The following is a 449-nucleotide window of genomic DNA, read 5'->3' on the forward strand; positions in this document are numbered from 1 at the left end:
GAGAGAGGAGTGGCGATTATGTGTCGTGAAATGGAAATTATGAGAAATCAGGCACATGAGGAAGGTGTTGAAATAGGCATCAAAAAAGGTAGAATGCTGCAGTTGATTAAGCAGGTTTGCGCCAAGATGCAGAAGTTTTCTTCAGCAGAGGAAATTGCAAATGATCTTGTCGAACAGGACGTGCCTTTGATTCAGAAAATTATGGATGTAGCCCCGAACTTTGGTCCGGATTACAACGTTGATGCTATTTATAAGGCATTAAACTTGTAGAGCTGCCGAAACTCTCCTTGTGGAGAAACATTACAGCAAAAGATATTTCCCCAAGAGCTTCCCTGAGAGGAGGCTCTTTTTTGATGCCAGCACCAACTTTTGCGACACATACCCTGCTGGCTGTCAAAAATTTTACAGCCAAAATGGGGCGATATTGGAAAAATTCATTTTGGAAAATT

General features: G+C 41.6%; 1 pseudogene. It reads left to right on the top strand.

From position 1 onward, the window contains the following. Positions 1-270 (top strand): annotated as a pseudogene (locus GPK83_RS16695) (hypothetical protein); the annotation flags it as partial. Positions 271-449: the final 179 nt, after the last annotated feature.

The organism is Clostridium sp. MCC328 (assembly GCF_018785465.1).
Taxonomy (GTDB): Bacteria; Bacillota; Clostridia; order Lachnospirales; family Lachnospiraceae; genus Pilosibacter; species Pilosibacter fragilis.